This is a genomic window from Rhizobium sp. ZPR4 (assembly GCF_040215725.1).
GTDB classification, from domain to species: Bacteria; Pseudomonadota; Alphaproteobacteria; order Rhizobiales; family Rhizobiaceae; genus Rhizobium; species Rhizobium rhizogenes_D.
Map to the genome: position 1 here is coordinate 629809 of NZ_CP157967.1, position 24096 is coordinate 653904.

Sequence of the window (24096 nt, forward strand, 5' to 3'; positions counted from 1 at the left end):
TTCCTAGATTGCATATTCCAACGGTTGAATCCGCACTTTGTCGATATTTCGGCCATTGAGCTTGACCACTTCGAAAGCGAGCCGGCCGGAGTTGAAGCGCTCGCCCTCATGCGGCAGATGGCCGAGGCCCCACAGGATGAAACCGGCAAGCGTCGAATAACGATCCGTCTCATCGACAAGGTCTATGCCGACCAGCTTGGAGAGGTGGCGAATGTCGATCCAGCCGTCGACGGTCAGCGATCCGTCCTCGCCCTTGTCGATCGTCAGCGGCTCGTTGTCCTCGTCGGGGAATTCGCCGGCGATGGCCTCGAAAAGGTCCGTCGTCGTCACCAGGCCTTCGATCTCGCCATATTCGTCGAGCACCAGCGCCATTGCCTGGTTCTGATGGCGCAGCCGCTCCATCAGCTTCAGCACGTTGATGCTTTCATGCACGGCCAGCGGCTGGCGGATCGAGCGCTCCAGATCTATCTCGCCCGTCTGCGTGAGATCTCGCAGGACGTCGCGCGCGCTGGCGACGCCGACGAAGTCGTCGAGGCTGCCGCGCACGACCGGAAAGCGCGAATGGCCGATCTCGATCACGCGGCGCTGCTGTTCCTCGCGCGGCTTGTCGAGATCGAGCCAGACGATATCGGTGCGTGGCGTCATGATCGAGCGGACAGATCGATCCGCCAGCGTGAGTACGCCGTGGATCATGTCTTTCTCTTCGGCGGAGAAGACCTCTTCGCTGATGCTTTCCTGAGTGCTCTTCTCGGCCGCCTCGCCATGCGCGCCCTGCGGCCGTTTCGCCCCGAGCAGGCCGAGGACGGCGTCGGCGGTGCGATTGCGGATATTGGTCGGCGTGATCAGCCGTTCCTTGTTGCGCCGGGCAAGCTGGTTCAGCGCTTCGATGATGATCGAGAAGCCGATGGCCGCATAGAGATAGCCCTTCGGCACATGGAAGCCGAAGCCTTCGACCACAAGTGAGAAGCCGATCATCATCAGGAAACCGAGGCAGAGGATGACGACGGTCGGATGTTTCGAGACGAAGGCCATCAGTGGCTTCGACAAGAACAGCATGACGCCGACCGCAAAAACCACGGCGACCATCATGATGGAGAGCTCCTGCACCATGCCGACGGCGGTGATGACGCTGTCGAGCGAGAAGATGGCATCGAGCACGACGATCTGCACGATCACCTGCCAGAAGACGGCATGGACCACCTTCTTTTCGCCCTGTGATTCATGTCCCTCCAGCCGCTCATGCAGCTCCATCGTGCCCTTGAACAGCAGGAACAGGCCGCCGAAGATCAGGATGAGGTCGCGGCCGGACAGGCTGAAGCCCCAGATTGAGATCAGCGGCGCCGTCAGCGTCACGACCCAGGCGATGGAGGCAAGCAGCGCGAGGCGGATAATGAGGGCCAGCGCCAGGCCGATCATGCGCGCCGCGTCACGCTGGTGGGGCGGCAGCTTGTCGGCCAGAATCGCGATAAAGACGAGATTGTCGATACCGAGAACAATCTCGAGAACGATCAGGGTAGCAAGACCGATCCAGGCGGAAGGGTCGGATAGCCAGTCGAAGATCATTAATGTGCAAGCTTGGCGCTGGCCGTTGCGGGCCTGCCAATTCTTTCCTTCTGTTTGTCGGGTGAGATGCCGCGCGCCGACGTTACCGCGCGGCTCATACAGCCGTCGCTATCCGGATCGCTATTTGTCGGGCCGGCTTTCCTGGAGCAGGAACTATAAGGCTCGCTTTCGGGCATGGGCGGCAATCTGGACACGAAATGACATTTGCGCAAGGGCATCGGATAAATCAGTCTATCCGGATTGCATGACACTTTTTCGAAAATGCCTCCGCAGCGCCCGGTTGAGTCGAGCGGTGCAAGCAACTACTGGGATTTCTTCAACGAGGCCGGCAGAGTTCAAAATTTCGTGATGACGCTGATGCCCTTGCCCTCGGCCTTGTCGAGCGACATCAGCGCCGGGACGGCCTCTTCCAGGCTGATCCTGCGGCCGATGAGCTTCTGCGGCGCGATCTTGCCGGCCGCGAGCATGTCGAGCATGGCATCATAGCGCCAGGCCTGCATGCCGTGGCTGCCGTAGATTTCGAGCTCGTGACCGATGACCTGCGCCATCGGGATCTGCGGTGTCGCGTAATCGCCGAGCATGAGGCCGACCTGCACATGCCGGCCGCGTCGGCGCAGGTTCTTGATGGAGTTGAAGCAGGTGGCGGGGTGGCCGAGCGCGTCGATCGAGACATGGGCGCCGCCCTTGGTGATCTCGCGCACTGCCTCCGCCACATCGGCGACCTCAGCCGCATTGATGGTCGCGACAGCCCCGCATTCGCGCGCAAAGGCCAGCTTCTCGTCGGAGATATCGACGGCGATGGCATTGGCGCCGAGGGCGCTCGCGATCATGATGGCAGACAGGCCGACACCGCCGCAGCCATGCACGGCGATCCACTCGCCCGGACGGGTCTTCGCCTGGTCGGCAACGGCGCGGAAGGAGGTGGCGAAACGGCAGCCGAGGCTTGCCGCCGTCGCGTCATCGACCGCATCAGGCAGATGGACGAGATTGGTATCGGCGTAGTCGATCGCGACATATTCGGCGAAAGAACCCCAATGGGTGAAGCCGGGCTGGAACTGGCTGGGGCAGACCTGCTGGTTGCCGGAATGGCATTCGGCGCAATGACCGCAGCCGGAAACGAAAGGAACGGTGACGCGATCGCCGACCTTGAAGCGCACGACGCCGCGGCCCGTCGCGACCACCTTGCCGGCAAGCTCATGGCCGGGCACATGCGGCAGCTTGATATCCGGATCATGACCCATCCAGCCATGCCAGTCGCTGCGGCAAAGGCCGGTCGCGCCGATCGCGATCACAACGCCGTCTTCGCCCGGTGTCGGGTCAGGCAGGGTACGGATTTCGGGTGTTGCCTCGAAGGCCTCGTAATACATCGCTTTCATGGGGGATCTCCCTCTCTCCTGACGATCCGTGCCGCTCATCACTTTTGCTGATGGACCCATTCGTCAAGTTGTTGTTTCGACGCATGAAAATTGCGCTATGAATGCGATATCGGGCGCTTTGTTGCAAATGGATTTTGCCGTGCAGTTTCTGCTTGACCCTCGGGTTGTGCGGTTATTTGCTCTTCGCCACCCAGAGCAATCCCAGGAAAATTGCGCAGCGGTTTTGCGTCCGGAATTGCGTGAAAACAAAAAGATAGAGCGGTTCAGAGATTCCGTGAAAAGCTGAACCGCTCCAAGAGAGGAAACCACCATGTCCGTCGATACGTCGCCCCGCACCACCACCTGGACCTATGTCGAGGGAGAATGGCTTTCCGGCAATCCGCCGCTGATCGGGCCGACCTCGCATGCCATGTGGCTGGGCTCGACCGTGTTCGACGGCGCGCGCTGGTTCGATGGCATCGCGCCCGATCTCGACCTCCATTGCCAGCGCATCAATCGCTCGGCCGTCGCCATGGGGCTGAAGCCGGTCAAGACGTCTGAGGAGATCGAGGCGCTCGCCTGGGAAGGCATCAAGAAATTCGACGGCAAGACGCCGATCTACATCAAGCCGATGTATTGGGGCGAACATGGTTCGCCGGGCAGCGTCGTTGCCGTCGATGCGGAATCGACGCGCTTCGCCCTCTGCCTGTTCGAGGCACCCCTTGGCGGCACCGGCGGCATCACGCTGACGGTCTCGCCCTTCCGCCGCCCGTCGCCGGAAACAGCAATGACCGACGCCAAGGCCGGCTCGCTTTATCCGAACAGCGGTCGCATGATCCTTGAGGCGAGAAACCGCGGCTTCAACAATGCGCTGGTGCGCGACATGAACGGCAATGTCGTCGAGACGGCGTCGTCCAATGTCTTCATGGTCAAGGATGGCATCGTCTATACGCCGATCGCCAACCGCACCTTCCTTGCCGGCATCACCCGCGCTCGCGTCATCGGCCTGCTGCGCCAGGAAGGTTTCGACGTGCGCGAGGAAACCCTGTCCGTCGAACAGTTCATGGCCGCCGACGAAATTTTCACGACCGGCAACTATTCCAAGGTCGTCAGCGTCAACCGTCTGGATGATCGCGAATTCCAGGAAGGCCCGGTCGCCCGCAAGGCACTGGAACTTTATATGGATTGGGCTCACGGTCGCAGCGCCAGCGAAGAGTGAGTTTTGGCTGGCCACCGAGGCGATGGGATCATTGCCTCCGGCTATCAGCCTCGAAGGCAGCCCTCGTCATGCTGTAGGAGGCGAATGGCTCGTCGTGATAGGTGGTCCGGCGCGGCTGCGACAGGCCGAGCTTTTGCGCGACGCGGATGGATGCAGCGTTTCCGGGCGCGATATCGGCAATCACACGGTCGAGTTCAAGTGTCTGGAAGGCATGGGCAAGAACGGGCTTTGCCGCTTCCGTCGCATAGCCTTTACCCCAGGCAAGCCTGTTCAGCCGCCATCCGATCTCGATGTCAGGCCCGATGGCGTCGGCGGGTATCAGCAATATCCAGCCGAGGAATTGCCTGGGATTATCTTTGGCGCGGATCGACCAATATCCGAGACCGTCACCGAAGCTCGTTTCGATCCGACCTTTTACGAAGGTTCGATGCGCGATGATGTCCTGCCACGGGCCGGGAATGAAGCGCGTCACGTCCGGGTCGCGATCCATGGCGATGCAGTCGTCAAGGTCGGCCATGATGCGAGGCAGAAGCATCAGTCGCGCGGTTTCAAAGCTTGGAAGCGCCATAGAGATATCCCCACAACTGCCAATGGTGAGAGAATAGCAAAAGCGCGTTTGAGCTCAACATGGCTTCAGTAGAATCGCGGCTATTGGGCCGCGATTCGGATTTTCAATGCCGGGCATCAAGCGCGAGCGAAGCAGGCTATTCCGCTTCTTTCTTCGGGCTAACCCACCAGCAATAAACGGCTCCGAGCGCCAGCAGCACGCAGGTTCCGAGGAACACGGCGCGCATGCCGATATGGCCGCCGACGAAGCCGCCCATGACCGGGCCTGCCACCTGACCGACATATTGGGACGAGATGGAAAGGCCGAGAATGCTGCCCGTCGCTGCATCGGGCACGTTATGCCGGATGACGGCGGTGATGCAGGGCAGAAGACCGCCGAGCGCCACGCCCATCAGGAAGCGCAAGCCGATCAACTGCCAGGCCGAGGTCACGAAAGCCTGCGGTATCAACAGCAACGCCGCGACGGCAAGGGCTGCCATGATGACGCTCCAGTAGCCGATGCGGTCGGCGAGCTTGCCGAGCCAGGAGGACGACAGGATGCTGCCGAGCGCTGCAGCCGCCATGACGACGCCCGACACCATCGTCACGTTGGCGTCTGTGACGAACTGCGCGACATAGACGGTGATGATCGGCTCGATCGACATATTGGCGAGCATCAAAAGCAGGCCGAGCGACAGCATGGCGATAACCGGGCGCTTGTCCGGAATGGAGGCCCAGCTGCCGCTCGCCTTCGCGGCCTTCTTGCGCGCCGTGGATTTCTCCTCCTTGATCAGAAACGTCGTCGCCAGAAACGTGAAGAAGATCACGCCGCCGGCAAGCAGAAATGTGCCGCGAATGCCGATAACAGGCGGCAGCGCGCCGCCGATCAGCGGTCCGACGAGATTGCCGGCCATGATGCCGGCCGATAATGTGCCGAGCGCCCATGCCGAGCGGTGCTTCGGCGTCTGCGCCGCCACCAGCACCATCGATCCGGAGGCATAGCCGCCGGCAAGGCCGGTGAACAGGCGCAGCGCCACCAGCTGCCAGACATTGCCCGCCATGCCCATCAGCGAGATGGCGATCGTCATGCCCAGGCTCGCGCGGATCAGCATCAGCTTGCGGCCATAGATATCGCCGAGCCGCCCCCAGAGCGGCGCGACGAAGGCGGCAGCAAAGAAGGTGGCGCCATAGGCGATGCCGGACCATTGCACGATCGCGGCCTTATCGCTGACGCCGAGTTCCTCGACGTAAAGCGGCAGGAAGGGGAGCAGCAGCGTCATCGCCACGATTGTTGTGAACGAGCCGACGAGCGCGACAATCAGGTTGCGCATCCAGTGGGCGGTCTCCGGCTCGGCCGGTGCGGCTGCATCCCATCTCGTCTCGGTCATTTCTCGGCCTTTGCATTCAATGTGTAAAACAATTCCTGGCTACCCGATGCCAGGATATGACCCTTCGCGGCGGCGATGAGATCGGCGCGGGTGAAGAGATCGGGAAGATTCAGCTGGTCGACGTCGAGCGCATAGACGGTGACGTGGTAGCTGTGGATGCGTTCGTCATTCCAGGGCGGGCAGGCGCCCATATAGCCGCCATGCGGCCCGTTCTTCAAATTGCCGCCGCCGGCTCCGTTCTGACCGCGTCGCCCATAGGCCGTGCGTTCAAGCGGCAAGCCGGTGGAGGAGGGGCCGTTTCCATCCGTGCCTTCGGCAAGGCTGGCGCGTGACGCCGGGATATCGGCCAGCACCCAATGGACGAATTCCATCCGCTTGAAATCCTTCGGAATGGTCTTGTCGTCCTTGTTGAATAGCGAAAAATCCGTGGGAACGTCGGGGTCGACCATGGTCAGCGCATAGGAGCGGGTTCCCTTCGGCCCCTTCGACCATGAGACGCCCAGGCTCTTGTTCGGTCCGGATGCCGACTTGTCGGACCCTGTCGAAATGCAGGAGGCGTTTTCCGGCAGCAGCATACGTCCATCGCTCTTTGCAAAGGTCACCTTGAGATCGGCCGATAGCGCCGGCGTGGCGACGGCTGTTGCGATGACGATGGCGTTCAGAACTTTGAGCATGGTTTTCATGATGTTGCCCTTTCGTGTTGCGGCTCCTCTGAGCCTTCGAGGGCAGGATCTAACAAATTCGTGCCGAGCGGCTGCGCACGCAAACGCTCAAAATGCGGTCGGAAACGCTCACGCGCTGCGAAGTCGATCGGCGAAGCGGCGTGGCGAGCGATAGCCGGTGGCAAGGGCCGCTTCGCGCAGCGACAGCCCGTCTTCGGCAAGAAGGGTCGTCGCCAGCGCCACCCGCTCGCTTGCCAGAACATCACGCAACGCCGTGCCCTCGCGCGACAGGCGGCGGCGCAGCGTCGCATTGCTGGTGCCGAGCTCGGCGGCGATGAGATCGGCCGTCCAGGGGCGATCCGGCTGCCAGCGCACCAGCGCACGCACCGCTTCGGCTGTTGTCTCCGGCGAGCCGGGCAGGGCGCCGCGCATGCCGAGCACCATGAGGATTTCGAGAAGCCTGTGCTCGATGAGCGGGATCGGCATATTGCCCCCGGCAATGCCTTCGCCTGCATGATTGATGGCGGCCGCCAGCAATGGATCGAGCGGCAAATCTGCCTGTGACGCGATTTGTGCGGGCGGAAAGGCTTTCGCTGCCCGCCGGGTCAGCTCCTCGGGAAAGGTAATGAAGATCGCCCGGTAAACGCCGGTCTGCGGATCGGGATCGTTGACGACATCGCCGCTCCAGCCGGCTGGCAGCACGATTACGGTCCCGGCTGAAAAATGCCGCTGCCGCCCCATGCTGACGATTTCCTTGGAACCTTCGAGCACGGCGACGATTGAAACCTGTGAAAAGGCCGAGCCGGCAATGCGCTCGCGTTCGCGGGTGACGAAGGTGAAGAGCGTGGAATAGCTGCCGATGCCGCTCGGCGCGATCGCCGGGCGATTATCCTTTGCCGCCAGGCGGCGCAGCTTTTCCAACATGTGGTGATGAGCCTCGGACACTGCGATGGCTTCCTGTTGATTGGGGATTGCCTGAGGAGTTTGGACCACACGGATGACGATGCCAAGCCCGCAAAGCGCCTTGTTGGTTCGCATGCTTTATGTTACTTTCTGATTGCATTTCGCAATCAGTTTGCGGTCGAGCGACAGAAGCCGCTTTGCTACAAAAGAGGAGGCAAATCATGAACGCTCTCGAAAATGCCCGTTGCGATACGGTCAAGCGCCTGTTTGCAGCCTACATCGGACAGCATCCCGATATCGTCGATCCGATGCTGACCCCGGATTTCACCTTTTCCAGTCCGCGCGACGATCACATCGACCGGAAACGGTACTTCGAGCATTGCTGGCCGAAGGAGAAAGCCTTTCGTGACATTCACATCGAACATCTGATCGCGGATGGCGATGACGTGATCGTCGGCTATCGCGCCGAGAAGATGGATGGCGGCAGCTTTCGCAATGTCGAGCTGATCCGCTTTGCCGGCGACCGTATCGCCGAGGTGAACGTCTATTTCGGGCGGAATTTGTAGAGCAATGCCAGGAAAAATGCTCAGCGGTTTTCCATTTGGAACTGCGTAAACAAAGTTTCATTCAGCCGGCTGCGATCGTCGCCACTGCCGCCGCAAGCGCCGTTGCGGGGCCGGTCATCGGTTGCGGATGACCTTCTGGAAGAAGGTGAGCGGCATCCGTCATGGAAGCCTGCGCGAAAGCGATCGTAACGGGACCTTCGCTATTGGCCGCGCTAACCGCATCGGCAATGGAGGCGAGATAGGCCGACAGATCGCCTGCGCGAAAATGCGCCCATGCGCCCGGCACCAGCCGAACCTCGATTTCGGCCCCTGTCGCCTTCGCCGCCGCTTCGAATAGAGCTGTCGTCGGTGCGATAGTCGTCTCGACTGTGCAGAGGACGACGACCTTGCCGCCGTCCTTGACGGCCTCCTCGGCAAGCATGGCGTCGGCTCTGATGACCGGCGCTTTCGCACCGGAGGCGACCTGCGATGCTGCCGGGCCGAGTGTCGAGCAATTGAGCACGACGGCATCCGCATCCTCTGCCAGACGCCAGAGAAGGGCTGCCGTTTCCGTTGAAATCTCATCCGTCAATCGCCCGGCTTTTTCGGCGGCGAGAAGAAGGTCGGCGCGGACATGATGACGCAGCATCCCGGAGGGCAGCCCGAGTGCCTTCGCCGCTGCTTCATAGACGGCAATGTTGCTCTCGGCGGTGTGCAGGCAGGCTATCGTCACGGGCATTCCTCGTAATAGCAGAAGGTCCGCGAACCTAGCCTCGACAACGTGCTTTGTCGACATTTCGGCGCTGAGCCTCACCATCTATCCAGGCGTCATCCTATGCAATAAGGTTAATTTCTAAGTCGATGCTATACATGATTGAAAAATAGGGCAATTTTTGCTCCCGCATGCAACTTTTTTGGCACGTCGCCGGTTGCTCTTCCAGGCGACCGCTCCTATGTTCCGGTTCACCTGCCGACCGCAATTTTTTGCCAAGAGGAGATATGACCATGGCTTTCGAATTGCCTGCACTTCCCTACGATTATGATGCTCTTTCGCCGTTCATGTCGCGCGAGACGCTCGAATATCACCACGACAAGCATCACAAGGCTTACGTCGACAACGGCAACAAGCTCGCTGCGGAAGCAGGTCTTGCCGATCTGTCGCTCGAGGAGATCGTGAAGAAGTCCTTCGGCACCAATGCAGGCCTCTTCAACAACGCAGCCCAGCACTACAACCACATCCATTTCTGGAAGTGGATGAAGAAGGGCGGCGGCGGCAACAAGCTGCCGGGCAAGCTCGAAGCAGCCTTCGCTTCCGATCTCGGCGGCTACGACAAGTTCAAGGCCGATTTCGCCGCTGCCGGCGCCACGCAGTTCGGCTCGGGCTGGGCATGGGTTTCCGTCAAGAACGGCAAGCTCGAAATCTCCAAGACCCCGAACGGCGAAAACCCGCTCGTTCATGGTGCAGACCCGATCCTCGGCGTCGACGTATGGGAACACTCCTACTACATCGACTATCGCAACCTGCGTCCGAAGTACCTCGAAGCCTTCATCGACAGCCTGATCAACTGGGACTATGTCCTGGAGCGCTACGAAGCCGCTACGAAGTAAGGTTTGCCGCATAGGCTGGCTTTCGCACCCGGCGTCCTTCTGGCGTCGGGTGTTTTCTTATCTGCCAGCTTTTATTGATGTGTCCCTGTCCGCCTGGCGGCCCCAGGAGATCGTCCAAGGAGGCTGAATGTCGTCAGCACCGCTCTTCCGCTTTGGTGTCATCGCCGATCCGCAATATGCCGATCTTGAGCCCAATCTGACCCTCAATCGCTATCCGGCGAACAGTATCGACAAGCTTCGCGAGGCAATTGAGGAGTTCAATCGGCACGATCTCGCTTTCGTGGTGACCCTCGGCGACATTATCGATCGCGAATGGAAGAGCTACGACGCCATTTTGCCCGTCTATGAAGCCTTGCGTCATCGCAAGCATTTCCTCCTCGGCAATCACGATTTCGCCGTGGCATCGCAACATCTCGGCGGCGTATCAGCCCGCGTGGGCATGCCCTCGGCCTATTACGATTTCGATCATTCCGGCTATCGCTTCATCGCACTCGACGGCAATGAAATCAGCGTCTTTGCCCCGCCGGAAGGCGACCCGCGACGGCAGGAGGCGAAGGAGTTGATGAAGCGTCTGGGAGATTCGGGCGCGACGAACGGCCAGCGCTGGAATGCAGCCATTGGCGACGCGCAATTCAACTGGCTTGCCGCAAAGCTGCGGGAGACGAAGACGGTGGGCGAAAAGGTCATTATCCTGAACCATTATCCAGTCTTTCCGGAGAATGCCCACAACGCTTTGAACAGCGACCGCATGCTTTCGCTTCTGGCTGAACACGACCATGTCGTCGCCTATCTCAATGGCCACAATCACGCCGGCAATTTTGGAGTGTCCGACGGAATCTATTTCGTCAACTTCAAGGGCATGGTCGATACCGAAGATACGAGCGCCTATGCGATCGTTGCCATCTACAATGATCGGCTGGAGGTTACGGGCTTCGGGCGCGAGGATAGTCGGGTGCTGACGCTGCCGGGCACTTGATGAATCTCTTGTATCGTTTGACATGCGGAACGATCCGCACCGCTGGAAGTTTAGGAACGGAGGCTGCTGTGAGGCGGAGCCGATGTTTCCGGCATTGCAAATTCTGACAATCCTGGCCGTGGCAATCGCCATGGCACTGGCGCTGGCGCATCTGCTGGAGCTGCCGGGCAAAATGCGACTGTCGAAAGAAGACTATCTGACGGTTCAGCGGATTTATTATCCCGGATTTACGATCGGCGGCGTTGCCGAGCCGATCGGCGCTCTTTTGCTTCTGCTTCTCCTGTTCCTGACACCAGCCAGCATCATCGCATTCTGGCTGTTTGCCGCTGCCTTTGCCGCCATGGCTACCATGCATGCAGTCTTTTGGTTACTGATACAGCCGGTAAATAATTTCTGGCTCAAGGATGCTGAGCTGAAAGGGTTGGGCGCGGGCTTCTTTTCCCATGATCCAGTCGGTGGTCATAGGATCGAGACCGATGCCGAAGCGGACTGGACCATGCTGCGTGATCTCTGGGAATGGTCGCATGCCGCGCGCGCTGTCCTAGGATTACTCGCTTTCATCCTGTTGGTGACCGCGATCGCGCTATAGCGGTGCGCAAAGCCGAGAGTTGATCTGCTATTATTCTGCCGCCATCCGCATTTCGGTCACATCCCTTTTCGGCGGCGTGCCGAACATGCGGGCATATTCGCGGCTGAACTGCGAGGCACTTTCATAGCCGACGCGATAGGCGGCACTCTCCACATTAGCCTGGCCGGCGACCATCAGGCGGCGAGCTTCGAGTAGCCGCATCTGCTTCTGATATTGCAGCGGGGTCATTGAGGTCAGCGTCTTGAAGTGCTGATGGAAGGAGGAGGGGCTCATGCGCGCGGCGGCCGCCAGTTGCTCGATGCGCACCGGCTCCGCGAAATTGTCGCGCAACAGGCGAATGGCATTGGCGATACGTCGCGTCTGTCCATCCGGCAGCACCAGCTTGCAGACCTCGCCGCCATTGGGGCCGGTGAGCATCCAGAAGCAGATTTCCCGCATGATCGCCGGATAGAGCACCGGAATGGCGCTCGGGTTCGAGAGCAGGCGGGTCAATCGCACGAGGCAATCAGCAAGCTGGTCGCCAAGATTCTCGACGAAGATGCCAAGGTGGGCGCCGCCTGTCGGTTTCGGTGGCTTGTCGAGCTGTTCCATGACGTCGCGCATCATGCCGACATCGAATTCGAGGGAGATGGCAATATAGGGCTTCTCGACACTCGCCTGGATCACCCTGCCGGCTGCAGGCAGCTCGATGCTGATGATGAGAGCCTGCATCTCGGCGTAGTCGATCACCTTGTCATTCAGCATCAATTGCTTCGCACCCTGCAGAATGACGCAGAGCGCCGGTCGATAAATCATCGAATGCGGCATCTTCGGCTCGGTCGAGCGCATGATGTGCAAACCATCGATGCCCGTGGAAAACACGTTATTGCCACCGCAGTCATGGGCTTCGATGAATTGTGTGATCGCGTCTTTAAGGGCTGACGACATCGGCGGTCTCCGGGGCAGGGTGCCTTGCGTCATCATAGCAGCGGGATGCGAGGGAACAAGGCAGTTGGAGGAATAGGCAAGAAATTCGAGAATTCCGGCATTCAAGGACATGGCATTGCGGGCGTAGTTTTTCATCATCAAGCATTCCTTGGAGACGCTGCAATGACGACTGAAAATATCGATAAATCAAAGACAAAGATTGCAATCATCACTGGTGGCAGCCGTGGTCTCGGTCGCAACGCCGCCGTTCATCTCGCCAAGCGTGGTGTCGATGCCATCCTGACCTATCATTCAAATAAGGCAGAAGCCGATAGCGCCGTCGCCGAGATCGAAGCGCTCGGCCAAAAGGCGGTTGCCTTGCAGCTCGACGCCGGCAATGTCGCATCCTTCGACGCTTTCGTTGCCGAGGTCGGCAGCGCGCTGGAACGGCATTGGAGCCGCGATCGCTTCGATTTCCTCGTCAACAATGCCGGCACTTCCTATCATGCCTCCATTGCCGAAACGACGGAAGCCGAGTTCGACAAGCTTTACAACGTCCATCTCAAGGGCGTGTATTTTCTGACGCAGAAGCTGCTGCCGCACATCAACGACGGCGGCCGTATCGTCAATGTCTCCTCGGGCCTTGCCCGTTTCAGCAATCCGGGCTCATCTGCCTATGCGGCGATGAAAGGGGCTGTCGAAGTGCTGACGCGCTACCTCGCCAAGGAGCTCGGCTCGCGCGGCATCACCGTCAACACGGTGGCGCCGGGCGCGATCCAGACGGATTTCAGTGGAGGCATCGTGCGCGACAATCCCGAGGTCAACCGAATGGTCGCGTCCATGACGGCGCTCGGTCGCGCCGGCCTGCCCGATGATATCGGCCCAATGATTGCTTCGCTGCTGTCGGACGACAATCGCTGGGTCAACGGCCAGCGCATCGAAGTTTCGGGCGGCATGATCCTTTAACTCGCCATCGTCTCTGGAATCCATAGCACCTCAGCCGGCAGCGGCTGGGGTGTTTATCTGCCAGCCATTCACCCAAATCTGGCGCAGGCCATCTCCTTCGCCCTTGAACCAGAGCCCGGTCGGCTGACAATCCTCGATCCGATCGCTGCGGAAATTGCGGATTGCCTGACGCAGCTCGCACCAGGCGACGATATTGGCCGTCTCGGCATAATAGATCAGCGCGATCGGCCGGATGATGCGTTCCGTGGCACGGCCGAGCTCGTCGCGATAGGCAAGGTCGAGCTTTTCCTCGTCGCGGATGGCGCGGCGCACCAGTGCAAGGTCGATTGCCGAGGCTGAAGGTGCGGCAAAGCCCCAGGCATGCAAGGCATTGGCATCGAGGGTCTGGCGCAGCGGCGGCGGCACGGCGCCGGCGATCTTGGCAGTGACGCGCTTGGCCGCCTGCTTCAGCTCGGCGTCGCCGGTACGTTCCAAGAGCGCCAGCGACAGCACGATCGCCTCCATTTCCTCAATGGAAAACATCAGCGGCGGCAGGTCGAACCCGGGCCGCAGGATATAGCCGATGCCGCGTTCGCCTTCGATCGGCACCCGCATCGCCTGAAGTGCTGCGATGTCGCGATAGACGGAGCGTACCGTCACCTCCAGCCGGGCGGCGATATCGGCTCCCGTCACCGGCCGCTTGGCCAGCCGGAGGATCTGGATGATCTCGAATAGGCGCGATGCCTTGCGCATTTCTTGCCTCAAAGATGAAGGCTACTGACAATACCCCGTCAGTTGGCTCGCTTTATAAGACTGCCTATCAACTTGAAAATCAACCATTTCCTCTCCTGCTTCCCTGGAGAGGGCGATAGACAACTGACATGGGTTACGCAGAAAATCTCTGGCTCTTCTTCATTCTTCTCCTAGGCATTATCATCGTGCCGGGCATGGACATGTTGTTCGTGCTCGCCAATTCCCTGACCGGCGGCAGCAATCGTGGCCTTGCCGCAACGGGCGGCATCATGCTCGGCGGCGCGGTGCATTCGCTGAACGGTGCTGTCGGCATCGGCCTGCTGATGCATTTCGTGCCCATACTCTTTAATCCGCTGCTTGTGATCGGCGGGGCCTACATGGCCTTCATCGGCTACACGCTGATGCGCAGTTCCATCACCGTTGGGGGCCAGGAGCCGGCCGGCAGCCGTTCCGCCTGGAAAGCCTTCCGGCAGGGAGCGGTGACTTGCCTCATCAATCCCAAGGCCTATCTCTTTATCTTCGCTGTCTATCCGCAGTTCTTGAAGCCGGATTACGGCCCGATGTGGATACAGGCCGTCATCATGGGAGCCATGACCATCGCAACGCAATTTGCCGTCTATGGAGCCCTTGCCATTACTGCCGGGCGTAGCCGCGATCTGCTGGTTGCCAATCCGGGGGCAACCGCCTTTGCGGGCCGTGCGGCGGGGCTGCTGCTGGTCGCGGTTTCGGTGTTCACGGTCTGGGAGGGCCTGAAATTGGCGTGAGAGCTGATGCGTCGAATGAGTGTGTCGGCAGCATGACACTGATTTCACTCGGCTCTCACCACTTTGTGACTTCATTGCCGGAAAGGAAACCGGCAAACATGTCGCCCGTAATCATGCGCCGGCCGCGTAGGCGGTCCTGATCACTCGGAGAGGTAGGAGAACGAAATGAAGTTGAAAGCGATTGTGATGGCAACGGCTCTGGCCGGCATCGCACTGGGTTCGGTCGTCGCAGCCGATGGCACGCATGACTCCCGCATCGGGATGATGAAGAAGATCGGCGGCGCTACCGGGGCTCTCGGCGCGATTGCCAAGGGCGACAAGCCCTATGATGCCGATATCGTCAAGGCGTCGCTGACGACGATCGCCGAAACGGCCAAGGCCTTCCCGGATCAGTTCAATCCGCAGAGCGATAAGAGTGATGCCGAGGTCAATCCGAAGATCTGGGACAATCTCGATGACTTCAAGGCGCACGCCGCCAAGCTTTCCAGCGATGCCGAGACGGCGCTCGCCCAGCTCCCCGCTGACAAGGCCGGCGTCGGTTCGACGCTGAAGACCCTTGGCGGCAGCTGCGGCGCCTGTCATCAGGCCTACCGCGTCAAGAAGGACTAAGCGGTAGGTCGGCCTCGTCTAGAGCAATTCCAGGAAAAGTGCGCGGCGGTTTTCCGTCCGGCATTGCGCGAAGGCAAAAGCATCGAGCCTTTTTGCATTTCGAAGAAAATCGGCAAGGCTCTAGAAATCGATTTTGGCATCCGCACCGGTTTCCCGGTGCGGAGCCTTTTGGTTTTAGAGCTAAGGCTTGGGGGTAGGTGTGATGGCACGGTTTGTCCGGTGGTTGCTTTGTCTGTTCGGCGTGATCATCCTTGGCTGCGGCGCATTCTACGTCATCACCGCGCCGTCGCCCCTGCCGGCGAGCCATTGGGCCAATCTCGGCGATCCCGATGTCAAGAATGGCGAGATGATCTTCTGGGCCGGCGGCTGCACGAGCTGTCACGCGGCTCCTGGCGCGCAGGGCGATTCCAAGCTGGTACTTTCGGGCGGTCTCGCCCTTGCCAGCCCCTTCGGCACCTTCCATGTCCCGAATATCTCGCCGGATGAGAAGTCAGGGCTTGGCAGGTGGACGCTTGCCGATTTCGGCAATGCCATGAAGCGCGGCGTCGGTAAAAACGGCGAACATCTCTATCCTTCCTTTCCCTACGGCTCCTATACCCGCATGAGCGACAAGGACATCAACGATCTCTGGGGCTTCCTGAAGACGCTGCCGAAGAGCAACAATGTCGCGCCTCCGCACGAGCTGCCCTTTCCCTTCGACATCCGGCTGGCGCTTGGTGCCTGGAAATTCCTTTATCTTAACGATCAGCCGCGCGTCGTGCTTGCCAGTGCCGACGAGAAGATCAAGCGTGGTCAATATCTCGTGGAAGGGCCGGGCCATTGCGGCGAATGCCATACGCCGCGCGACAGCCTCGGCGGCTTCGTGAGCGGCCAATGGTTGGCGGGAGCGCCCAATCCGGAAGGCAAGGGCCAGATCCCGGATATCACACCCGGCTCCAAGGCAATCGGCAGCTGGAGCGCCGGCGACATCGCCAATTACCTCGAAACCGGCTTCACCCCGGACTATGACTCGGCCGGCGGCTCGATGGCCGAAGTCCAGCAGAACATCGCCCACCTGCCGGCAACCGACCGGGAGGCGATCGCAGCCTATCTAAAGGCACTGCCGGCGAAATAAGTCGCAGGAGGCTCAAGCCGCGATTTTGCCTTTGGCGAGATAGAGATGCGTTTCATAACGTAGCTCGAATTCACCGCCATGCGCGTTGATCGCATCGGCAAGCGCGGAAAGCAGCGCTTCTCGCTGATCCTCGGCCAAAAGCCGGTAGCTTGAGAGCGTGCGCGGCAGATCGGTATAGCTTTGTGCCGTGTGCAATCGACTCCAGCGATAACAGTGATGGACCGGTGTTTCGAAATGGTCGGACTGCCGTAGTTCCCGGGCAAAAGGGCCATCGGGTAGATACCAGGCTTCTGCAGGTGGGCCTGCAAGCTGCGGAGCATAGCGGGCATAGATTTTGGCGAATTGTCCAGCAAGCGGTCCCTCGGGCGGCATCGGCACATTGCCGAAGACGGCGAGTGTTCCTCCTGGCGAAAGGAGAGCGGCCGTCCTGGCGAAACGCAGCTCCGGCGAAACCCAGTGGAAGGATTGTGCCGCGGCTATCAGCCTGAAGCTTCGCGGCTCGCCCGACCATGCTTCGAAGGTGGTTTGCTGGAGTTGCAGCTGCGGAAATTGCGCCAGTCTTTCCCGCGCGACCGCAATCAGCTCGGCGCCGGGGTCGAGCGCAAGAATGGAAAGGTCGTGGCGGGCGAAGCCCTCCGTTGCCTGTCCGGTGCCGCATCCGATTTCGAGGACCTTATCTTTGGGTTCCAGCCCGGCGAAACGGATGATGTCGGTAAACAGCGCATCAGGATAAAGGGGGCGGGAGATGTTGTAGAGGCTGGCGACGCCATCGAATGTGAATCGCTGTTCCAAGTCGCATCTCCAGTTGCAGGCCTAGGTCGATAGCCATTTTTCTAGCGCATTTCCCGTCAAGCTTACAGCTTCGGGATTCGGCAACGGGAGAGGGCGGTCGTGGACGCAAGGGTGACGCAAAAGGTTCCTTATTTCAGCCAGTGGGAAACGCCTGATATGACTCTGGCGGTCGTGGCCGAAGGTGCGCAATCGGCCTTGCTCAAGGACCCGCTTTGGGCCTCTTCCGGCGCCGGCAGCGTTGAGGATTATGCGCGCTGGGCCGGTAATCTCTGCGGCATGGCCTGCCTGAAGATGGTGCTCGCCAACCGCACCGGCAAAGCCGTGCCGATCATGGATCTCGCTATGGGCTGCCGGGACTATGGCGGCTATGTCGAGGAGGCGGATGGCCGGATCAAGGGCCTGATCTATGCGCCCTTCGTCCCCTTTGTTAAAGATCACTTTGATCTGAATGCCAGGATCGCCACCGGGATTTCAGTCGCCGACATCGCCGATATCCTCGCACAATCCGAATTTTTCATCGCGTCGGTGCACCACTCCATCCGCTGGCCTGAGACCGAGCCGCCGGCCAAGGGCGGCCATCTCGTGCTGGTGACAGCCGCCGACGGAAGCACGATCCGCTTCCACAATCCGTCCGGTCACATCGATGCGACGCGCGAGAATGCGGAGATGCCGTTGGAGACATTCGAGAGATTCTTTGCAGGCCGCGGGATCGCCATCGATCACTGAAGCATTTCCAGGAAAAGTGCGCAGCGGTTTTCCGTCCGGAATGCGCAAAACCAGAAACACTCGAAAATCAATATCGGATGGCGATCCTGTTAAAGGCCGGCATCAGGCCAGAGCCTGCAGATAGCGCATGCCGGTGACCGGACGCGGCTTGAAATCCATGTTTTCGTAGAAGCGATGCGCCTGGAAATTGCCCGTCGCGGCACCGACCGAAAGGTAGCTGCAGCCGGCCTTGCGGGCGATGTCGCGGGCACGGTCGACCAAATGCTGTCCGACGCCGTGGCCACGGTGGCCGTCGCGCACGAAGAGATGATGCAGATCCATGCCACGCTGGCCTTCCTGCGCCTTGTAGAGCGGCACGAGGATGGCGTAGCCGAGCAGGCCATGTTCGCCTTCGGCAACAAGCGCCGTGATCCAGGGCACCGGACCGAAGAGATCGCGCTCGAGCTGCTCGGGCGTCGTGCCTGAGGGGTCGCCATGATGGGCGGCAAGCAGCCGGATCATGTCGTTGAGCTCAGGCAGGTCGCGCGGCTGCGCATTGCGGATTGTGAGCACCGGCGGGCGGAGAAGTGAGATGTCGCTGTCGTCTAGCATGGCATTTTGCGTCCTTGTTTTTCAATGAGCCGTCAGGACGCTGCCGATACAACAAAGCCGCCTGACGGCGGCTTGTTGACATATGATCTGTCTTGGCCGCCCCTTACAGGTACAGCCAAAAATACGAGCAATTGTGGAGCGCGTTCGTGATCATGGGCGCATCAATGATCCGGTTCAGCGCATTTGTCAATGGGGCCTTAGTGCTCGTGTTCGCATAGTCCGTGATCGGAAAGCGCGCGGATCACATAGCAGTCTTCGATGCTGTGCCCGTCGCAATGCGAAACGATGCGCTCCAGTTCATGCTCCAATCTTTTAAGCTGTGCGATCTTGATGCGCACATCTTCCAGATGTTCCTTGGCAATGCGATCGGCGCCGACGCAGGGGCGGTCCGGATGCTGGCTGAGAGAGATCAGTTCCTTGATGGCATCGATCGTCAGGCCCAGATCACGGCCATGTCGAATGAAGGCAAGGCGCTCCAGATCCGTCTTGGAATAGCGCCGCTGGTTGCCTTCGCTGCGTTCCGGCTCCGAGATCAGTCCCATCTGCTCGTAATAACGGATCGTCGGCACTTTCACGCCGGTCCGCTTGGATAGATCGCCGATCGTCAGCATTGCATGGCCTCCAATACCTCTAGTCTCTAGAGCAACATATGAGGCCATTCGTGGAAATTGCAAGGCCAGGTAGCCGCGACGGCCGGCCGTGATACTCCGTCGGCTACCTCATCGCCCGGTCGTCGCCACAAAAAGGTGGCTTCCAATTCCTCGTCACAAATAGTATACCCCCCTATATTATAATCGAGGCTACGATGTCCCATACCATTCGCCAGCAAGCCAAGCTCCTCTCCCGCGTCCGCCGTCTCAAGGGGCAGATGGAAGCGGTGGAGCGCGCGCTCGAGGCCGAGCGCCCCTGCGGGGAAATCCTGCAGCTGCTCGCCTCCATTCGCGGCGCCCTGACAGGGCTGACCGGGGAGGTTCTGGAGGACCATCTGCAGGAACATATACTGCATGCCGAAAGTGAAGAGGCACGCCGTCAGGCGGTCGATGAGATAGCCGACGTGCTGAAGACCTATCTGCGGTGACCAAAGCAAGTCGCGCAAAAGTGTGCGGCGGTTTTGCGATAACGACATGTGAAAAATCGAAGACATAAAACGCCAGGAGTGCATCTGAAAGATCGCGACGCGTTTTATGGTTTCAGGCGTTCAACGAGAGAGTAATGTCATGAGTATTTCCTCCGAAATGGGCCACAGCCATGTTTTTCTGGGCTCCGATCACCAGCGCAACGAACGCCGCATCTGGCTCGTCATCGCGCTGACCGCTGTCATGATGGTGATCGAGATCGGCGCGGGCACGATTTATGGTTCGATGGCACTGCTCGCCGATGGCTGGCATATGTCGACCCATGTCAGCGCGATGCTGATTTCGGCGCTTGCCTATCTCTATGCACGCCGGCATGCGCACAATGCGCGCTTCACCTTCGGCACCGGCAAATTCGGCGATCTCGCAGGTTTTGCCAGCGCCATCGTGCTCGCATTGATCGCGCTGATCATGGGCTGGGAGAGCATTTTGAGATTGCTCGATCCGGTGGCGATCAATTTCCGCGAGGCCATCGCAATTGCCGTTGTCGGCCTCGTCGTCAATCTCGTCAGCGCCTGGTTGCTGCGCGACGATCACAGCCATCATCACCACGGCCATGCCGGCCACGGGCACAGCCATGGCCACGCTCATGATCATGACCATCACCATGATCACGATCATGACGACGGTCACCACCACGATCATGGCCAAAAAGGTGGCAGGGATAACAATCTGCGCTCCGTCTATGTCCATGTCATCGCCGATGCGATGACCTCGGTTCTCGCCATCGTCGCCCTGCTGCTCGGCAGCCGTTTCGGCTGGACCTTCCTCGATCCCGTCATGGGCATGGTTGGCGGCCTGGTGATCCTGCAATGGGCATGGAGCCTGCTGCGTGCCTCCGGCGCCGTTCTCCTCGATTTCATCCCGCAAGGTGAAGATCTGCCCGAGGAGATCCGCGAAGCGATCGAGACGGATGAGGACCGCATCACCGATCTGCATGTATGGCAGGTCGGACCCGGGCATCATGCCGCGATCGTCGCGGTCGCAACGCCGGTCTCGCGCGATCCGTCCTTCTACAAGGCGCGGCTTGCCGAGATCCATGAACTCTCCCACGTCACGGTCGAAGTTACCGTCGACAAGGCGGCATAGAATCCGTTAGCAATCGGTGAGGTCAGAGGCTTGCCATATTCCTCGCATAGCCCAAGACCTGCCGATTCTGCTGGAGGCCCTCGACATGCCCACATTGCTCACTCGCCGCCACCTCATGGCAGGTTCGGCGTTGCTTCTTCCCGCCCTGACACTCGGCCCCGATAGTCTTTTTGCTGAGGATAGTGGTGCGCCGGTGCAGACACCTCCCGCAACGGACAATTCGGCAATGCCCGATGCCGGCAGTCAGAGCCCGCAAGGCGACAGTGGAGCGCAGGACAATTCGCAGCTTTCCGACGATGTCGACAAGCAGCTCGCCGATCTGGAAAAGAAGACTGGCGGTCGTCTTGGCGTCTCCGTGCTTGACACGGAGACCAACATTTCCCTCGGCCATCGGGAGGAGGAGCGCTTTCCCCTGTGCAGCACCTACAAGGCGCTCGCTGCCGGCTTTGTGCTGGCGCGCGTCGACCAGGGTGTCGAGAAGCTCGACCGTCGCATCACTTACGGTAAGGACAAGGTCGTCACCTATTCGCCGGAAACAGAAAAGCACGCCGACGGCGATGGCATGACCATTGCCGAACTTTGCAGCGCCGCGATCACGCTGAGCGACAACACGGCCGGCAATCTGCTGCTCGAAAGCTTCGGTGGCCCGGCAGCGTTGACCTCTTGGCTGCGTACGACAGGCGACACCGAAACCCGCCTCGACCGCAACGAACCGGATGTCAACCAGGCGGTGAAGGACGATCCGCGCGACACCACCACGCCGGATGCGATGCTGGATACGATCGGCCTCCTGACGCTCGGCAATACGCTGTCGGAAACATCGAGGGATCAGCTGGTCAACTGGCTGGTCGCCAATACCACGGGCAACAACCGCCTGCGCGCGGGCCTGCCGAAGGAGTGGAAGGTCGGCGACAAGACCGGCACCGGCAATAATGGTTCCTATGCCGATATCGCCGTCATCTGGCCGCCGGACCGGGGTGCGATCCTGGTCACGACCTTTGTTGCCGAGGCGACCGCGCCGGCAAAGGACGTCGAGGCTGTCTTTGCCGAAGTCGGCAAGATCGTCGTCGACATGGTCGGGCAATAGCGGAATATTTATAATAAAAACAAGACGATACGGGCAAGATGTGAATCGGGTTCGTATCGTCTTCATGTAACCTGGCAGCTTGCTCAGACGAGCGCCAAGGCCGCGGCTGCGCTGTCCGTTTCCTGATCGCTATCACCATCGGCGTTGCCGGCGCCGAGCTTCTGTTTGATCTCATCGGCAATCTGATCGTTGATTGCCTTCTGGTCGTCGGCCGACAAGGACTTGAAGGAATCTTCCGTCAGGCCATGCGCCTGCAGATATTGCGCCCGGATTTTCTGGGCAGGCGTCATATTCGCCCATTTGGCAAACTCGTCGAGAATATCCTGATCGGACTGCTCGCTTGACGATGCAGAGCTGCTTCCGCCCGACGCCGTTGCGCTGTTCTGATCGCTGCTCTCGTCCGATGTCGAGGACGACGCGCTGCCGAACTGGCTGAGCCACAGGCCGGATGAAATGGAGGAGGGGACGCCGCTGGACGAGATGGAAGGCCCTTGCGAATCGTCCTGCTGGCCGCTGCTGTCGCCCGGCAGCGAGAAGGGTGTGCTGTCGTCGCCGTCGCTGCTCTGCGAGCTGCGGATCGGCGTGCTGAAATAGTTTTGAGTGCCGCTATGCACTTTCATCGTCATATCTCCCGATGGGTTGCGGGGACGATGACTCTGCAAGCCTGTCTGGGGCTTATGCGCTCGAGCTTTTTCAGGTGCCGCAGAAGGTCTGTAGCACCCGCTCCGCCGGCAATGGCGGCTCGGCATAGGGCGCAAAGGCGGGCTGATCCTCGTAAGGGGTCGCGAGCACCTTCAGCAGGGCCTCGAACAGCGAGAAATCACCATCCTCGACGGCAGCTTGGATGGCTTGTTCGATTCGGTGATTGCGGGGAATGAAGGCCGGGTTGACCTTGCGCATCGCCGTCGACCGCGCTGCCGGCGTCTGCGGATCGCGAGCGAGCCGCTCGCGCCAGCGTTCGAGCCAAGGTGCCGCTGCTTGCGGGTCGTTGAACCCAGCGGCAAAATCGATCACGTCGTCGTCTGCGGCGAGAGCCGCAAGTCGGCGGAAGGTGAGGGTAAAATCAGCGCCCTGCTGCTGCATGGTCGCTAGCTGCGACTGGATCAGCTCGAGATCGCCGTCTTCCTCGCCCGCAAGCCCGATCTTGGCGCGCATGCCGGCAAGCCAATAGGTCTGGAAGCGCTCGCCATAGGCCTTGATGACGACATTCGCCAGCTCGATCGCCGTATCGACGGAGGGGTCGATCAGCGGAATCAGCGTCTCGCCGAGGCGCGCCAGATTCCATTGGCCGATGGCCGGCTGGTTGGCATAGGCATAGCGCCCGTTGCGGTCGATGGACGAGAAGACGGTCGCCGGATCATACGTATCCATGAAGGCGCAGGGACCGAAATCGATCGTCTCGCCCGATACGGTCATATTGTCGGTGTTCATCACGCCGTGGATGAAGCCGACATGCAGCCAGCGGGCGATCAGCGCCGCCTGACGGTCGGCAACGGCTTCCAGCAGCGCAAGGTACGGATTTGCGCGGTCCCTGATGTCGGGATAGTGCCGGCCGATGACATAGTCCGCCAGGATCTTCAGGCTATCCGTGTCGCCCCGCGCCGCAAAGAACTGGAAGGTGCCGACGCGGATATGGCTTGCCGCTACCCGTGTAAACACCGCGCCGGGCAACACTTCTTCGCGATAGACGGGCTCTCCGGTTGTCACGGCCGCGAGCGCCCGCGTCGTCGGAATGCCGAGCGCGTGCATTGCCTCGCTGACGATATATTCGCGCAGAACTGGGCCGAGTGCTGCGCGTCCGTCGCCCCGGCGGGAGAATGGCGTCGGTCCTGAACCCTTGAGCTGGATATCACGGCGCCTGCCATGGCGATTCTTGACTTCACCGAGAAGGATCGCCCGGCCATCGCCGAGCTGCGGCACGAAATTGCCGAACTGATGCCCGGCATAGGCCATGGCGATCGGCTGCGATCCCGGCAGCAGCTCGTTGCCGGAAAAGATCGCCGCCGCATTTTGCTTCAGCGCCTCCACATCCAGTCCGAGTTCCCGCGCCAGCACCTCGTTGAACCTGATCAACTGCGGCACGGCAACCGGCGTCGGCGCCTGGTCCGCGAAAAACTGCGGTGGCAGGCGCGCGTAGCTATTGTCGAAGGCGATCGGCGGCGCCCGAAGCGCGGTATCATCGTGAAGAGGAGAGCTCATGTTCCTAAGGTAGGGCCGACAGGGAAGCGGCGCA

Annotated in this window: 27 protein-coding genes; 13 read left to right on the top strand and 14 right to left on the bottom strand. The window is 60.3% G+C overall.

The window, feature by feature from the left end; translation table 11 throughout:
- Window positions 1-3 precede the first annotated feature (3 nt).
- Both ABOK31_RS03065 and ABOK31_RS03070 read right to left on the bottom strand, forming a co-directional pair.
- Complete coding sequence (locus ABOK31_RS03065; RefSeq protein WP_349957748.1) at window positions 4-1563, bottom strand: TerC family protein; 1560 nt, start codon at window positions 1561-1563, stop codon at window positions 4-6.
- A 335-nt stretch (window positions 1564-1898) separates the two neighbouring features.
- The gene (locus ABOK31_RS03070; protein WP_174173961.1) at window positions 1899-2939 is read right to left on the bottom strand and encodes a zinc-dependent alcohol dehydrogenase family protein; all 1041 of its coding nucleotides are present in this window, start codon (window positions 2937-2939) and stop codon (window positions 1899-1901) included.
- Between the two features lie 310 nt (window positions 2940-3249).
- On the opposite strand from ABOK31_RS03070, the gene ABOK31_RS03075 reads away from it, so the two are divergent.
- Window positions 3250-4137, top strand: a complete 888-nt coding sequence (locus tag ABOK31_RS03075) for a branched-chain amino acid aminotransferase (RefSeq protein WP_174173962.1) — start codon at window positions 3250-3252, stop codon at window positions 4135-4137.
- A gap of 28 nt (window positions 4138-4165) precedes the next feature.
- Here the strand turns inward: ABOK31_RS03075 and ABOK31_RS03080 are convergent, their stop codons facing one another.
- The 4 genes from ABOK31_RS03080 to ABOK31_RS03095 all read right to left on the bottom strand — a co-directional run bounded on the left by ABOK31_RS03080 (window position 4166) and on the right by ABOK31_RS03095 (window position 7678).
- The gene (locus ABOK31_RS03080; protein WP_174173963.1) at window positions 4166-4705 is read right to left on the bottom strand and encodes a GNAT family N-acetyltransferase; all 540 of its coding nucleotides are present in this window, start codon (window positions 4703-4705) and stop codon (window positions 4166-4168) included.
- A gap of 136 nt (window positions 4706-4841) precedes the next feature.
- Window positions 4842-6071: an MFS transporter gene (locus ABOK31_RS03085; RefSeq protein WP_174173964.1), complete on the bottom strand. Its 1230-nt coding sequence runs from the start codon at window positions 6069-6071 to the stop codon at window positions 4842-4844.
- The gene (locus tag ABOK31_RS03090) at window positions 6068-6754 is read right to left on the bottom strand and encodes a YbhB/YbcL family Raf kinase inhibitor-like protein (RefSeq protein WP_349957749.1); all 687 of its coding nucleotides are present in this window, start codon (window positions 6752-6754) and stop codon (window positions 6068-6070) included. The genes ABOK31_RS03085 and ABOK31_RS03090 overlap by 4 nt, the downstream gene beginning before the upstream one ends.
- Window positions 6755-6862: 108 nt before the next feature.
- Window positions 6863-7678 carry a helix-turn-helix domain-containing protein gene (locus tag ABOK31_RS03095; protein ID WP_174174963.1) on the bottom strand — a complete coding sequence of 272 codons (816 nt, stop codon included), beginning with the start codon at window positions 7676-7678 and terminating at the stop codon, window positions 6863-6865.
- 179 nt (window positions 7679-7857) lie between these two features.
- On the opposite strand from ABOK31_RS03095, the gene ABOK31_RS03100 reads away from it, so the two are divergent.
- On the top strand, window positions 7858-8202 hold the full coding sequence (locus tag ABOK31_RS03100; protein ID WP_174173966.1) for a nuclear transport factor 2 family protein: 345 nt from the start codon (window positions 7858-7860) through the stop codon (window positions 8200-8202).
- Window positions 8203-8263: 61 nt separating this feature from the next.
- On the opposite strand, the gene ABOK31_RS03105 is transcribed toward ABOK31_RS03100, so the two are convergent.
- Entirely contained in the window at window positions 8264-8914 is a 651-nt protein-coding gene (locus ABOK31_RS03105; RefSeq protein WP_349957750.1) for an aspartate/glutamate racemase family protein, read from the bottom strand.
- Between the two features lie 272 nt (window positions 8915-9186).
- Here ABOK31_RS03105 and ABOK31_RS03110 point away from each other — a divergent pair, with 272 nt between their 5' ends.
- The 3 genes from ABOK31_RS03110 (at window position 9187) to ABOK31_RS03120 (ending at window position 11354) form a co-directional block, all read left to right on the top strand.
- Window positions 9187-9789 (top strand): superoxide dismutase, encoded by a 603-nt coding sequence (locus ABOK31_RS03110; protein ID WP_075852010.1) that lies wholly within the window; start codon window positions 9187-9189, stop codon window positions 9787-9789.
- A 127-nt stretch (window positions 9790-9916) separates the two neighbouring features.
- Window positions 9917-10765, top strand: coding sequence for a metallophosphoesterase (locus ABOK31_RS03115; protein ID WP_349957751.1), 849 nt, complete (start codon window positions 9917-9919; stop codon window positions 10763-10765).
- Between the two features lie 22 nt (window positions 10766-10787).
- Entirely contained in the window at window positions 10788-11354 is a 567-nt protein-coding gene (locus ABOK31_RS03120; RefSeq protein WP_350019267.1) for an anthrone oxygenase family protein, read from the top strand.
- A 30-nt stretch (window positions 11355-11384) separates the two neighbouring features.
- On the opposite strand, the gene ABOK31_RS03125 is transcribed toward ABOK31_RS03120, so the two are convergent.
- Window positions 11385-12281: an AraC family transcriptional regulator gene (locus ABOK31_RS03125; protein WP_349958835.1), complete on the bottom strand. Its 897-nt coding sequence runs from the start codon at window positions 12279-12281 to the stop codon at window positions 11385-11387.
- 162 nt (window positions 12282-12443) lie between these two features.
- Here ABOK31_RS03125 and ABOK31_RS03130 point away from each other — a divergent pair, with 162 nt between their 5' ends.
- A complete protein-coding gene (locus ABOK31_RS03130; RefSeq protein WP_349957753.1) occupies window positions 12444-13226 on the top strand; it encodes an SDR family oxidoreductase in 783 nt (260 codons plus the stop codon).
- Between the two features lie 30 nt (window positions 13227-13256).
- Here the strand turns inward: ABOK31_RS03130 and ABOK31_RS03135 are convergent, their stop codons facing one another.
- Complete coding sequence (locus tag ABOK31_RS03135; RefSeq protein WP_349957754.1) at window positions 13257-13958, bottom strand: YafY family protein; 702 nt, start codon at window positions 13956-13958, stop codon at window positions 13257-13259.
- Window positions 13959-14086: 128 nt separating this feature from the next.
- Here ABOK31_RS03135 and ABOK31_RS03140 point away from each other — a divergent pair, with 128 nt between their 5' ends.
- From ABOK31_RS03140 to ABOK31_RS03150, 3 genes are all read left to right on the top strand, one after another.
- Window positions 14087-14722 (top strand): LysE family translocator, encoded by a 636-nt coding sequence (locus tag ABOK31_RS03140; protein ID WP_349957755.1) that lies wholly within the window; start codon window positions 14087-14089, stop codon window positions 14720-14722.
- 165 nt (window positions 14723-14887) lie between these two features.
- The gene (locus tag ABOK31_RS03145; protein WP_174173974.1) at window positions 14888-15331 is read left to right on the top strand and encodes a cytochrome c; all 444 of its coding nucleotides are present in this window, start codon (window positions 14888-14890) and stop codon (window positions 15329-15331) included.
- A gap of 199 nt (window positions 15332-15530) precedes the next feature.
- The gene (locus ABOK31_RS03150) at window positions 15531-16445 is read left to right on the top strand and encodes a cytochrome c (RefSeq protein ID WP_349957756.1); all 915 of its coding nucleotides are present in this window, start codon (window positions 15531-15533) and stop codon (window positions 16443-16445) included.
- A 12-nt stretch (window positions 16446-16457) separates the two neighbouring features.
- Here the strand turns inward: ABOK31_RS03150 and ABOK31_RS03155 are convergent, their stop codons facing one another.
- Window positions 16458-17237, bottom strand: a complete 780-nt coding sequence (locus ABOK31_RS03155; protein WP_349957757.1) for a methyltransferase domain-containing protein — start codon at window positions 17235-17237, stop codon at window positions 16458-16460.
- Window positions 17238-17393: 156 nt separating this feature from the next.
- Here ABOK31_RS03155 and ABOK31_RS03160 point away from each other — a divergent pair, with 156 nt between their 5' ends.
- Window positions 17394-17963: a C39 family peptidase gene (locus ABOK31_RS03160; RefSeq protein WP_349958837.1), complete on the top strand. Its 570-nt coding sequence runs from the start codon at window positions 17394-17396 to the stop codon at window positions 17961-17963.
- Between the two features lie 102 nt (window positions 17964-18065).
- Here the strand turns inward: ABOK31_RS03160 and ABOK31_RS03165 are convergent, their stop codons facing one another.
- Window positions 18066-18554: a GNAT family N-acetyltransferase gene (locus ABOK31_RS03165; RefSeq protein WP_075852020.1), complete on the bottom strand. Its 489-nt coding sequence runs from the start codon at window positions 18552-18554 to the stop codon at window positions 18066-18068.
- A 197-nt stretch (window positions 18555-18751) separates the two neighbouring features.
- Window positions 18752-19165, bottom strand: a complete 414-nt coding sequence (locus tag ABOK31_RS03170) for a helix-turn-helix domain-containing protein (RefSeq protein ID WP_047627497.1) — start codon at window positions 19163-19165, stop codon at window positions 18752-18754.
- Window positions 19166-19359: 194 nt separating this feature from the next.
- Here ABOK31_RS03170 and dmeR point away from each other — a divergent pair, with 194 nt between their 5' ends.
- The 3 genes from dmeR to bla all read left to right on the top strand — a co-directional run bounded on the left by dmeR (window position 19360) and on the right by bla (window position 21863).
- Window positions 19360-19632 (top strand): Ni(II)/Co(II)-sensing transcriptional repressor DmeR, encoded by a 273-nt coding sequence (gene dmeR, locus ABOK31_RS03175; protein WP_174173978.1) that lies wholly within the window; start codon window positions 19360-19362, stop codon window positions 19630-19632.
- A gap of 139 nt (window positions 19633-19771) precedes the next feature.
- Complete coding sequence (gene dmeF, locus ABOK31_RS03180) at window positions 19772-20776, top strand: CDF family Co(II)/Ni(II) efflux transporter DmeF (protein WP_349957758.1); 1005 nt, start codon at window positions 19772-19774, stop codon at window positions 20774-20776.
- Between the two features lie 85 nt (window positions 20777-20861).
- On the top strand, window positions 20862-21863 hold the full coding sequence (gene bla / locus ABOK31_RS03185) for a class A beta-lactamase (protein ID WP_349957759.1): 1002 nt from the start codon (window positions 20862-20864) through the stop codon (window positions 21861-21863).
- Window positions 21864-21946: 83 nt separating this feature from the next.
- On the opposite strand, the gene ABOK31_RS03190 is transcribed toward bla, so the two are convergent.
- Both ABOK31_RS03190 and ABOK31_RS03195 read right to left on the bottom strand, forming a co-directional pair.
- Window positions 21947-22483: a hypothetical protein gene (locus tag ABOK31_RS03190; RefSeq protein WP_174173981.1), complete on the bottom strand. Its 537-nt coding sequence runs from the start codon at window positions 22481-22483 to the stop codon at window positions 21947-21949.
- A 73-nt stretch (window positions 22484-22556) separates the two neighbouring features.
- Entirely contained in the window at window positions 22557-24062 is a 1506-nt protein-coding gene (locus ABOK31_RS03195; RefSeq protein WP_349957760.1) for a protein adenylyltransferase SelO, read from the bottom strand.
- Window positions 24063-24096: the final 34 nt, after the last annotated feature.

Bases quoted from the DNA above. Each gene is read 5' to 3' on its own strand.
- ABOK31_RS03065 (WP_349957748.1), bottom strand. From the start codon at position 1,563: ATGATCTTCGACTGGCTATCCGACCCTTCCGCCTGGATCGGTCTTGCT.
- ABOK31_RS03070 (WP_174173961.1), bottom strand. From the start codon at position 2,939: ATGAAAGCGATGTATTACGAGGCCTTCGAGGCAACACCCGAAATCCGT.
- ABOK31_RS03075 (WP_174173962.1), top strand. From the start codon at position 3,250: ATGTCCGTCGATACGTCGCCCCGCACCACCACCTGGACCTATGTCGAG.
- ABOK31_RS03080 (WP_174173963.1), bottom strand. From the start codon at position 4,705: ATGGCGCTTCCAAGCTTTGAAACCGCGCGACTGATGCTTCTGCCTCGC.
- ABOK31_RS03085 (WP_174173964.1), bottom strand. From the start codon at position 6,071: ATGACCGAGACGAGATGGGATGCAGCCGCACCGGCCGAGCCGGAGACC.
- ABOK31_RS03090 (WP_349957749.1), bottom strand. From the start codon at position 6,754: ATGAAAACCATGCTCAAAGTTCTGAACGCCATCGTCATCGCAACAGCC.
- ABOK31_RS03100 (WP_174173966.1), top strand. From the start codon at position 7,858: ATGAACGCTCTCGAAAATGCCCGTTGCGATACGGTCAAGCGCCTGTTT.
- ABOK31_RS03110 (WP_075852010.1), top strand. From the start codon at position 9,187: ATGGCTTTCGAATTGCCTGCACTTCCCTACGATTATGATGCTCTTTCG.
- ABOK31_RS03115 (WP_349957751.1), top strand. From the start codon at position 9,917: ATGTCGTCAGCACCGCTCTTCCGCTTTGGTGTCATCGCCGATCCGCAA.
- ABOK31_RS03120 (WP_350019267.1), top strand. From the start codon at position 10,788: ATGCGGAACGATCCGCACCGCTGGAAGTTTAGGAACGGAGGCTGCTGT.
- ABOK31_RS03125 (WP_349958835.1), bottom strand. From the start codon at position 12,281: ATGTCGTCAGCCCTTAAAGACGCGATCACACAATTCATCGAAGCCCAT.
- ABOK31_RS03130 (WP_349957753.1), top strand. From the start codon at position 12,444: ATGACGACTGAAAATATCGATAAATCAAAGACAAAGATTGCAATCATC.
- ABOK31_RS03135 (WP_349957754.1), bottom strand. From the start codon at position 13,958: ATGCGCAAGGCATCGCGCCTATTCGAGATCATCCAGATCCTCCGGCTG.
- ABOK31_RS03140 (WP_349957755.1), top strand. From the start codon at position 14,087: ATGGGTTACGCAGAAAATCTCTGGCTCTTCTTCATTCTTCTCCTAGGC.
- ABOK31_RS03145 (WP_174173974.1), top strand. From the start codon at position 14,888: ATGAAGTTGAAAGCGATTGTGATGGCAACGGCTCTGGCCGGCATCGCA.
- ABOK31_RS03160 (WP_349958837.1), top strand. From the start codon at position 17,394: ATGACTCTGGCGGTCGTGGCCGAAGGTGCGCAATCGGCCTTGCTCAAG.
- ABOK31_RS03165 (WP_075852020.1), bottom strand. From the start codon at position 18,554: ATGCTAGACGACAGCGACATCTCACTTCTCCGCCCGCCGGTGCTCACA.
- ABOK31_RS03170 (WP_047627497.1), bottom strand. From the start codon at position 19,165: ATGCTGACGATCGGCGATCTATCCAAGCGGACCGGCGTGAAAGTGCCG.
- dmeR (WP_174173978.1), top strand. From the start codon at position 19,360: ATGTCCCATACCATTCGCCAGCAAGCCAAGCTCCTCTCCCGCGTCCGC.
- dmeF (WP_349957758.1), top strand. From the start codon at position 19,772: ATGAGTATTTCCTCCGAAATGGGCCACAGCCATGTTTTTCTGGGCTCC.
- bla (WP_349957759.1), top strand. From the start codon at position 20,862: ATGCCCACATTGCTCACTCGCCGCCACCTCATGGCAGGTTCGGCGTTG.
- ABOK31_RS03190 (WP_174173981.1), bottom strand. From the start codon at position 22,483: ATGAAAGTGCATAGCGGCACTCAAAACTATTTCAGCACGCCGATCCGC.
- ABOK31_RS03195 (WP_349957760.1), bottom strand. From the start codon at position 24,062: ATGAGCTCTCCTCTTCACGATGATACCGCGCTTCGGGCGCCGCCGATC.